Source organism: Streptomyces sp. CT34 (assembly GCF_000805335.1).
Taxonomy (GTDB): domain Bacteria; phylum Actinomycetota; class Actinomycetes; order Streptomycetales; family Streptomycetaceae; genus Streptomyces.
The window spans coordinates 6,444,257-6,452,235 of record NZ_KN708638.1 but is presented as its reverse complement, the minus strand read 5'-3'; the positions used below and the strand labels follow the sequence as shown (position 1 = coordinate 6,452,235).

At 74.7% G+C, this 7,979-nt stretch carries 8 protein-coding genes; 2 read left to right on the top strand and 6 right to left on the bottom strand.

Features of this window, described 5'->3' with window-relative positions; genetic code table 11:
• Positions 1 to 59 precede the first annotated feature (59 nt).
• From RZ84_RS28135 to RZ84_RS28115, 5 genes are all read right to left on the bottom strand, one after another.
• On the bottom strand, positions 60 to 608 hold the full coding sequence (locus RZ84_RS28135; protein WP_043266882.1) for an ATP-binding protein: 549 nt from the start codon (positions 606 to 608) through the stop codon (positions 60 to 62).
• Between the two features lie 162 nt (positions 609 to 770).
• Entirely contained in the window at positions 771 to 2,972 is a 2,202-nt protein-coding gene (locus RZ84_RS28130; RefSeq protein WP_078894278.1) for a xanthine dehydrogenase family protein molybdopterin-binding subunit, read from the bottom strand.
• A gap of 43 nt (positions 2,973 to 3,015) precedes the next feature.
• A complete protein-coding gene (locus RZ84_RS28125) occupies positions 3,016 to 4,002 on the bottom strand; it encodes an FAD binding domain-containing protein (protein WP_043266880.1) in 987 nt (328 codons plus the stop codon).
• Complete coding sequence (locus tag RZ84_RS28120) at positions 3,999 to 4,592, bottom strand: 2Fe-2S iron-sulfur cluster-binding protein (protein WP_043266878.1); 594 nt, start codon at positions 4,590 to 4,592, stop codon at positions 3,999 to 4,001. The genes RZ84_RS28125 and RZ84_RS28120 overlap by 4 nt, the downstream gene beginning before the upstream one ends.
• Complete coding sequence (locus tag RZ84_RS28115; protein ID WP_043266876.1) at positions 4,592 to 5,005, bottom strand: hypothetical protein; 414 nt, start codon at positions 5,003 to 5,005, stop codon at positions 4,592 to 4,594. The genes RZ84_RS28120 and RZ84_RS28115 overlap by 1 nt, the downstream gene beginning before the upstream one ends.
• Positions 5,006 to 5,210: 205 nt before the next feature.
• Between RZ84_RS28115 and RZ84_RS28110 the strand changes: the two genes are divergently transcribed.
• Entirely contained in the window at positions 5,211 to 6,029 is an 819-nt protein-coding gene (locus tag RZ84_RS28110; RefSeq protein WP_198540060.1) for a lipase family protein, read from the top strand.
• Between the two features lie 70 nt (positions 6,030 to 6,099).
• Here RZ84_RS28110 and RZ84_RS28105 read toward each other — a convergent pair whose 3' ends face one another.
• The gene (locus RZ84_RS28105; RefSeq protein WP_052230568.1) at positions 6,100 to 6,723 is read right to left on the bottom strand and encodes a cysteine hydrolase family protein; all 624 of its coding nucleotides are present in this window, start codon (positions 6,721 to 6,723) and stop codon (positions 6,100 to 6,102) included.
• 260 nt (positions 6,724 to 6,983) lie between these two features.
• On the opposite strand from RZ84_RS28105, the gene RZ84_RS28100 reads away from it, so the two are divergent.
• Positions 6,984 to 7,979 (top strand): serine hydrolase domain-containing protein (locus RZ84_RS28100; protein WP_241777885.1); only part of this gene is annotated, 996 nt, incomplete at its 3' end.

Genomic DNA, 7,979 nt, shown 5'->3' with positions numbered 1-7,979 from the left:
ACCCCCCCGGCCGCGGGACCGGCCGCGGGCCGGACCGGCTCGGACCGGCTCAGACCGGCTCAGACCAACGATGCCTCGGACGTGGCGGGGTCGGACGCCGGCATGACGGGGAGCACCGGGGCCGGCTCCGTGGCAGGGGCGGGCTCGGCGGCGGGGGCGGGTCCGGCAGGTCCGACGACGTCTGGGACGCTGCGCAGCGGCACCCGGGGGGTCACCGGCGCGGTGCGGGCGGCCTCGACCCGGCGGGTGAACCAGATGACCTTGCCGGTCGGAGTGGCGCAGGTGCCCCAGCTGTCGCTCAGCGCGGCCACTTTGGCGAGTCCGCCGCCGGCCGCGCTGCTCAGCCGCGGGAGCCGTGGGCCGTCGTCGGCGACCGAGGCGGTCAGGTGGCGGCCGGTCCAGCGGAGTTCGACCACGCACCGGGCGTCCGGGCCGATATGGCGGTGGACGTTGGTGAGGAGTTCCGCCACTCCCCGGCACACGGGCGGGATGTGCAGTTCGAGATTCCAGTACCGCAGATGCGCGGCGATGATCCGTCGGATCTGCGGTACGCGCTCCGCCGCGGCGTGCAGTTCGACCGTGTAGTGCCGGCCGCCGGGAAGTGTCATGTCGTGGCTCCTCACCGCGAGAGGCTCACGTCCTTCACCTCGTTGAACCAAACGAACCCCGAACACGAAGAGTGAGCATTAGTCACGTATGGGTCATATGTCATGGTGACCCGGCGGTTTCGGGCCCGCAACAGATGGGGGGCCGTTCGGGTCCCGGCCTCCTCAGGGCAGGTGGGGCAGCAGCCGGTCGGGGGTCAGCGGCAGGTCGCGGAGCCGGACGCCGGTGGCGTGCCACACGGCGTTGCCGATGGCCGCCGCGGTGCCGACGATGCCGATCTCGCCGATGCCCTTGCTGCCCATGGGGTTGAGGTGCGGGTCCTCCTCGTCGAGCCAGTGCGCCTCGACGGTCGGCACGTCGGCGTGCGCCGGGACGTGGTACGAGGCCAGGTCGCAGGCGGTGAAGTCGCCGAAGGCCGGGTCCAGGGAGCTGCCTTCCATCAGGGCCATGCCCAGGCCCATGGTCATGCCGCCGATGAACTGGGAGCGCGCCGTACGGGGGTTGAGGATCCGGCCGGCCGCGTACTGGCCGAGCAGCCGGCTCACCCGGATCTCGCCGGTGCGGACGTCCGCCCGGACCTCGGCGAAGACGGCGCCGAAGGCGTGCCGGGCGTACGGGGGCGGCTCGGCGGTCTCCCGGCGGGTGTCCTCGGTGGCGGTGATCCCCTCGGCGGGCAGCGGCCCTTCGTGGTCGCGCAGCCGGGCCAGCAGCGCCGTGCACGCCTTGTGGACCGCCCACCCCCAGGAGGCGGTGCCCGCGGAGCCGCCGGCGAGCGCGGCCGGCGGCAGGTCGCTGCTGCCGATCTCGACCCGGACGCGGTCCTCGGGGGCGCCGAGCGCGGCGGCGGCGATCTGGGCGAGGACGGTGCGGGCGCCGGTGCCGATGTCGGTGGCGTTGACCCGGATGCGGTAGCCGCCGTCGGCGGCGGCGTGCGCCTCGGCCTGGGTGGCGGCGATGTAGACGGGGTAGGTGGCCGCGGCGACGCCGGTGCCCAGCAGGAGGTCGCCGTGGCGGCGTGCCGCGGGGCGCGGGTCGCGGGGCTGCCAGCCGAAGCGCCGCGCGCCCTCGCGGAGGCAGTCGGCGAGATGGCGGCTGCTGAAGGGGAGACCGCTGTCCGGCTCGGTGCCCGGTTCGTTGCGGATGCGCAGTTCCACGGGGTCGGTCTCCAGGAGGACGGCGAGTTCGTCGACGGCGGACTCCAGGGCGTACATCCCCGGGGCCTCTCCGGGGGCGCGCATCCAGGAGGGGGTGGGGACGTCGAGGGCGGCCACGCGGTGCGCGGTGCGGCTGTTCGGCGAGGTGTACATGACGCGCGCCGGGACCGCGGCCTGTTCCACGAACTCGGTGACCGTGGAGGTGTGGGTGGCACTCTCGTGGGCAAGGGCGGTGATCACGCCGTCGCGGCCGGCGCCGATGCGCACCCGCTGGACGGTGGGCGCGCGGTGGCCGACGACGGCGGCCAACTGGCGGCGCGGCAGGGCCAGTTTGACCGGGCGGCCGGTGTGCCGGGCGGCCATCGCGGCGAGCACGGCCGGCGGGCGGGGCGTCCCCTTGGAGCCGAAGCCGCCGCCGACGTGCTCGGAGATCACGGTGATCTCGTCCGTACCGAGCTTGAACAGGGCGGCCAGGTCCTCGCGCACCTTGGTGGCGCCCTGGCTGGAGTCGTGGACGGTGAGGTGGCCGTGGCTCCACCAGGCGGTGGCGGCGTGCGGTTCCATCGGGTGGTTGTGCAGCGGCGGCACGGTGTAGGTCGCGTCGACGGTCATCGGTGCGGCGGCGAACGCCGTGTCGAAGTCGCCGTGTTCGCGGACCGCCGGGTAGCCGCCGTTGACCCGCTCCGGGACGTACAGCCCCGGGTGGTCCGCGGTGAGGCGCACGTCGTGCCCGTCCGTGGCGTACGTGACGTGGACGGCCTCGGCGGCGTCGCGGGCGGCTTCGAGGGTGTCGGCGACGGCGAGCGCGACGTACCAGCCGCGGTGCGGGACCCGGTCCCCCTGGAGGAGGCCCAGGGTGGGGTCGTCGGTGGCGGCAAGACGGGGCGCGTTCTCGTGGGTCAGTACGGCGATCACCCCGGGCAGCGCCAGCGCCCCGCCGATGTCCAGTGCGGTGATCCGGCCGCGGGCGACGGTGGCCGGGACGGGCCAGGCGTAGGCGCAGCCGGGCGGGGTGTGCTCGGCGGCGTACCGGGCGGTGCCGGTGGCTTTGTCGCGGCCTTCGCGGCGGACCAGCGGTGCGCCCAGCGGGTGCGCGGGCGGGGCCGGCAGCGGGGGGCGCGGCGTCCGCCGCTCCGGCGATCGGGGCCTCCCCTGCGCGAGGTGGTCCGCGAGCTCGGGGAACGGTGCGTGCTCCGGGGGGTCGTGGCTCATGACGCGCGTCCTTGCGGTTCGGGGGCGGAGTCCGGGTGCGGGGTCAGCCGCGGGCCGCGAGGTCGGCCAGCACCCCGACGGCCAGGGCGCGGGCGAGGGGGACCTTGAAGCCGTTGTCCCGGAGCGGTTCGGCGGCGGCGAGTTCGGCGTCCGCGGCCCGGGCGAAGCTCCGCTCGGTGGCGGGCGCGCCGTGCAGCACCGCTTCGGCGGCGCGGGCGCGCCAGGGCCGGTGCGCCAGCCCGCCGAAGGCGAGTGCGGCATGCTCGACGACGCCGTCGCGGACGGCGAGTACGGCGGCGACGGAGGCCAGCGCGAAGGCGAACGAGGCGCGGTCGCGGGCCTTGCGGTAGCGCGAGTGGGCGCCGGGGCGGGGCGGCGGCAGCTCGACGGCGGTGACCAGTTCGCCGAGCCGGATCACCGTGTCGCGTTCCGGGCTGTCGCCGGGCAACCGGTGGAAGTCGGTGGCCGGGACGGTGCGTTCGCCCTCGGGGCCGTGCAGTCGGACGGTGGCGTCCAGGGCGGCCAGGGCGACGGCCATGTCGGACGGCTGGGTGGCGACGCAGTGCGCGGAGTGGCCGAGTACGGCGAGGTCGCGGTGGGCGCCGTCGCGGGCCGGGCAGCCGCTGCCGGGCTCCCGTTTGTTGCAGGGCTTGGCGGTGTCCTGGAAGTACGGGCAGCGGGTGCGCTGCAGCAGGTTGCCGCCGGTGGTCGCGGTGTTCCGCAGCTGCCCCGAGGCCCCGGCCAGCAGCGCCTGCGACAGCGCGGGGTAGCGCTCGCGTACCGGGCGGGCAGCGGCGAGGTCGGCGTTGCGGACCATCGCGCCGATCCGCAGTCCACCGTCCGGCAGTTCCTCGATGCGGTCCAACGGCAGCCGGCTGACGTCGATGAGCACCCGCGGGGCCTCCACGCCCAGCTTCATCAGGTCGACGAGATTGGTGCCGCCCCCGAGGAACTGGGCGCCGGGCTGCCCGGCGGCGGCCCGTACCGCCTCGTCGACGCTGTCCACGCGCAGATATCCGAACGGCTTCATGCTCCGGCCGCCCCCGCTCCGGCCGCCCCGGCCACCGCCTCGACGGCGTCGACGATGCGGGGATAGGCGCCGCACCGGCAGAGGTTGCCGCTCATCCGCTCGCGGATCTCGTCGGCGGTGAGCGCGACCGGCGCCCCGGACGGGGCGGTGTCCGGGGTGACATGGGAGGGGAAGCCGTCCGCGGCCTCGGTGAGCATGCCGACGGCCGAGCAGATCTGGCCCGGGGTGCAGTAACCGCACTGGAGGGCGTCGTGCTCGACGAACGCTTCCTGGAGGGGGTGCAGCCGCCGCCCGTCCGCCAGCCCCTCGATGGTGGTCAGCTGCCGCCCGTCGTACGCCACGGCCAGCAGCAGACAGCTGTTGGCGCGCCGCCCGTCGACCAGCACCGTGCAGGCACCGCACTGCCCGTGGTCGCAGCCCTTCTTGGCGCCGGTGAGCCCGAGGTGCTCGCGGAGCACGTCCAGGACCGTGGTGCGGTGGTCCAGGGTCAGGGCGTGCGGGGTCCCGTTGACGGTGAGGGTCAGTTCGGAGCGCCGTCCGTTGACGCGGTGCGGTCCGCCGGCGTCCTGCGGGCGAGTGCCGCCCGCCACTAGCGCGCCCCTCTTCCCACGGTCTGCGGCAGGGTCTCCAGCCGCAGCTCGACCTCCTTCTCCTGGTCGCCGGCGGCGGTGCCCACCACGCTCACCGTGAACGCGGTCCGGAGGGCGTTGCACAGCTGGTCGACGGCCCAGTAGCCGCCCTGGAGGCTGACGACGACGGGGCCCTTGAGCCGCCGGGGCCCGGCCTCGGCCCGGCGCTTCGTCACGTCGAAGGTCGAGGTCCACACCGTCGTGCCCGGCCCGGGCATTTCCGCGGGCACGTCGTCCGCGGCCCGGTCGCACGGGTAGGAGGTGCGCAGCGCGCTGAAGACGGCCTGCGCGTCCTCCGTCGTGCAGCCTTCGAGCTCCACCACGACCTCGTCCGATACATGTTCCGCGTGTGACGCCTGTTCCGCGCTGTTCACTGTGGGACCTTCCTGTGGGAGCCGGACGCTTCCAGGCTCGCCCCGCATCACGGTGTGTGCGACCCGAGGCTCGAACGAGTGGTTTAAACGGGCGCACCCGCTCGCCGCGACACGACAACGTTACGGTGTGTAGTCAGAGCGAGCTGTGTGTAGTCGCCCTGCCGTTACCGTCGCCGTCCGTCGTCGCATTCACTGGGAGCCTCCGTTGACCAGCACCCTCGTCGACCAGCACGCCACCGGCTACAGCATCCGCCACGCCCTCTGCATGGCGCGCGCCGCCGACCTCGCGTACCAGGACGAGACGGCCGTCGCGGCCACCGCCGCGCAGTGGGGCCTCGACCGGGTGCGCCACCACCACACCGCGTTCCGCCCGCCGTTCCCGCTGCCGGACGTCCAGGCGTACACCCTCACCGGGCAGCACATGATCATCACGCCCTTCCGGGGCGCCGAGCCCGCCGCGCTGCGGGACTGGCTGGCCGGCCCCGGGACGCCTCCGTGGCCCGGCCCCGGCGGCCTGGGCACCGCCCACCACGGCTTCGCCGAGGCGCTGGACGCGGTCTGGCCGCAGATCCTCACCGCGCTCAAGGAGTTCCGCGACAACGACCAGACGCTCTGGTTCACCGGCCACGGCCTGGGCGGCGCCCTGGCGATGCTGGCCGCCGCCCGGCTGCACTTCGAGGACCCCCGGCTGCCGGCCGACGGTGTCTACACTTTCGGCCAGCCGCGCGCCTGCGACCCGGTGCTGGCCCGCGAGGTCAACTCCGCCTTCGCACACCGGATGTACCGTTTCGTCAACCACAACGACATCGTGCCGCAGCTGCCCCCGGAGCCGGTTTTCCGCCATGTCTCCGCGCTGCGCTACATCGACGCCCGGGGCGGCGTCCACAACACCATGCCGCTGACCGGCGGCCTGCTCGGCCCCGCCCAGCGCCTCACCGCCGAGCTGCTCGCCCCGACGTCACCCGGCATCCGGGACCACGCCATGGCGGCCTACATCGACGCCCTGGAGAAAAACCTGCCGTGAGGGAGGGGACGGGGGTGGGCGGGAGGGGGAGGGGGAGGGGGGAGGCCCCCCGGGCAAGCAGCCGCCGCAGTCACCCCACCCGCACCCCCGCGGCATCCCGCTCCACCGTCAACTCCCCCGCCGCGAAGGGCACATCGGCCGCGCGGGCCACGATCTCGACCTCGTCCCCGAGGGCCCATTCGGCGGCCCGGGAGGACATCGCCGCCAGCACCGCCTCGCTGATGCCGGGGGCGGCGGGGATGTCGTAGGTGGCGTGCGCGTCGTGCGGCAGGACGACCCGGTAGCCGCGCCGCAGCGCCGTCCGCGCGGTGGCGCTGACGCACATCTCGGAGAGCACACCGCAGAGCACCAGTTCCCGGACCCCGGCGCCGGTGAGGAGTTCGTCGAGCCGGGTGTCCTCGAAGCCGTCGTCGTCCGTCTTGCGGACCACCGTCTCGCGGGGGCCGGGCGCGACGGGCAGATGGAGTTCCCAGCCGGGGGTGTGCGGCTCGTCGACGGTGCCGGGCGCGCCGTCGTTCTGGAGGTGCACCACGAGCGCGCCGGCCGCGCGGGCCCGGGACAGCAGATCGCGGGTGCGGTCCAGCACCCGGGCCGCGTCCGGCACCGCCTCGCCGCCGGAGACGAAGGCGGACTGGACGTCGACGACGAGAAGGGCCTGGACGGGGCGTATCAGGGCTGCGGTCATGGGGGCCATCCTGCCGGGTTCCCGGGTGGCGACCGTACCGATTTCGCCGGTCCGCGGCACCGCGCCGACCGGGCCGGCCTTCCGCCCTCCGGGTGGCCACGGTTGCCAGAGGCATCGATCCGGGCGGATCATCCGTAGGGACGCGCGACTCGTCACGCGCGGACCGCGGCGGCACACGAACGGACCCGCGGGGTGCGCCACCGGCCGGCGCCCGCACCCACCCCGCCCTACGACCCCCACCGCACCGCGACGACGTGAGGAGAGCGACCGTGAAAGCAGCCACCGTCAGGGGCCACTGCGCAGCCGGCTTCGAGGGCGTACGCACCGCGTTCGAGCGGAACTTCCGCGAGCACGGCGAGATCGGCGCGGCGGTCGCGGTGACACTGGAGGGCGAGGCGGTGGTGGACCTCTGGGGCGGCCACACCGGTGCGGACCGGAGCCGGGCCTGGGAGCGGGACACCCTCGTCAATGTCTATTCGACGTCGAAGGGGATGACCGCGCTGTGCGCCCACCTACTCGCGGACCGGGGGGAGTTGGACCTGGACGCACCGGTCGTCCGCTACTGGCCGGAATTCGGGCAGGCCGGGAAGGAGGACATACCCGTGCGCTGGCTGCTCAGCCACCGCGCCGGGCTGATCGCGCCCCGGGAGCCGCTGTCCCCGGGGCGCGCCTACGACTGGGAGTACGTGTGCGGGGCGCTGGCGGCGACGCCGCCCTGGTGGGAGCCGGGGACCGCGCAGGGCTATCACGCGGTGACGTTCGGGTATCTCGTGGGCGAGGTCGTGCGACGGATCAGCGGGCAGTCGCTGGGCACGTTCCTGCGGAGCGAGATCACCGGGCCGCTCGGTGCACGGGTGTTCATCGGCACCCCCGCCGAGGAGCACGCGCACTGCGCGGACATGGTCGGGCAGCTGGACGCGGAGCTGCTGACCGAGCAGTTCCCGGACCTGCCGAAGCTGCCGCTCGGCGGGCTGGACGACCATCCGCTGGCGGCGCTGGCACTGGCGCTGCTGTCCATCCCCACCGGCGAGATCAACAGCGCCGCCTACCGCGCCGCCGAGATCCCGTCCGGCAACGGCCACGCCGCTGCCCACGGCCTGGCCGCGGTCTACGGTGCGCTGGCGGGCGGCGGGCTGGTCTCCCCCGCCGCCCTGGAGGAGATGCGCCGGCCGCAGAGCCGGCCGGGCGAGCCGGATCTGACACTGGGCGCGCTGGTTCCGGAGGGCACCCCGGGCATCTGCTGGGGGCTGGGCTACATGGTCAAC

Bases quoted from the DNA above. Each gene is read 5' to 3' on its own strand.
- RZ84_RS28130 (WP_078894278.1), bottom strand. From the start codon at position 2,972: ATGAGCCACGACCCCCCGGAGCACGCACCGTTCCCCGAGCTCGCGGAC.
- RZ84_RS28105 (WP_052230568.1), bottom strand. From the start codon at position 6,723: ATGGCCCCCATGACCGCAGCCCTGATACGCCCCGTCCAGGCCCTTCTC.
- RZ84_RS28135 (WP_043266882.1), bottom strand. From the start codon at position 608: ATGACACTTCCCGGCGGCCGGCACTACACGGTCGAACTGCACGCCGCG.
- RZ84_RS28125 (WP_043266880.1), bottom strand. From the start codon at position 4,002: ATGAAGCCGTTCGGATATCTGCGCGTGGACAGCGTCGACGAGGCGGTA.